The following is a 944-nucleotide window of genomic DNA, read 5'->3' as shown; positions in this document are numbered from 1 at the left end:
ATGCGCGCCCCGGGCATGACCGTGTGGCGGATGGGCCTGTTCACCTGGAACGTGCTCATCACCTCGCTGCTGGTGATCATGGCTTTCCCCCCACTCACTGCCGCGCTGTTCGCGCTGGGCATGGACCGCACCCTCGGTGGCAATATTTTCGACCCCGCCAACGGTGGGCCGGTGCTGTGGCAAAACCTGTTCTGGTTCTTCGGCCACCCCGAGGTCTACATCCTCGCCCTGCCGTTCTTCGGCATCGTCTCCGAGATCATCCCGGTGTTCTCCCGCAAGCCGCTGTTCGGCTACAAGGGCTTGGTGTTCGCCACGATCGCCATCGCCGCGCTGTCGGTGACGGTGTGGGCTCACCACATGTACGTCACCGGTACGGTGTTCTTGAGCTTCTTCGCGTTCATGACCATGATGATCGCCGTTCCCACCGGGGTGAAGTTCTTCAACTGGATCGGCACCATGTGGCAGGGCTCGATCACCTTCGAGACCCCGATGCTGTGGGTGCTGGGCTTCATGTTCACGTTCCTCTTCGGTGGTCTGACCGGGGTGATCCTCGCGTCCCCGCCACTGGACTTCCATCTCAACGACTCCTATTTCGTGGTCGCCCACTTCCACTACGTGCTCTTCGGCACCGTGGTCTTCGGCATGTTCGCCGGGTTCTACTTCTGGTGGCCGAAGTTCACCGGCAAGATGCTCAACGAGCGGATCGGCAAGATCCACTTCTGGCTGCTGTTCCTGGGCTTCCACATGACCTTCCTGATCCAGCACTGGCTGGGGGTCTCGGGGATGCCGCGCCGCTACGCGGACTACCTGCCGGAGGACGACTTCACCTGGATGAACCAGATCTCCACCATCGGGGCGATGTTGTTGGGCGTGTCGATGATCCCGTTCTTCTGGAACGTGTACACGACCTGGCGCCACGGCACGAAGGTCGAGGTGGACGACCC

General features: G+C 61.7%; 1 protein-coding gene. It reads left to right on the top strand.

Going from position 1 to position 944, the window contains the following annotated elements; translation table 11 throughout:
* A partial coding sequence (locus PU704_RS19915; RefSeq protein ID WP_277552880.1) for a cbb3-type cytochrome c oxidase subunit I occupies positions 1-944 on the top strand: 944 nt, incomplete at both ends.

Origin of the sequence: Kocuria oceani (assembly GCF_029524215.1) — a bacterium.
In the GTDB taxonomy this organism is placed as follows: domain Bacteria; phylum Actinomycetota; class Actinomycetes; order Actinomycetales; family Micrococcaceae; genus Kocuria; species Kocuria oceani.
The sequence above is the reverse complement of the archived record's forward strand: the minus strand, read 5'-3'. Positions and strand labels throughout refer to the sequence as shown.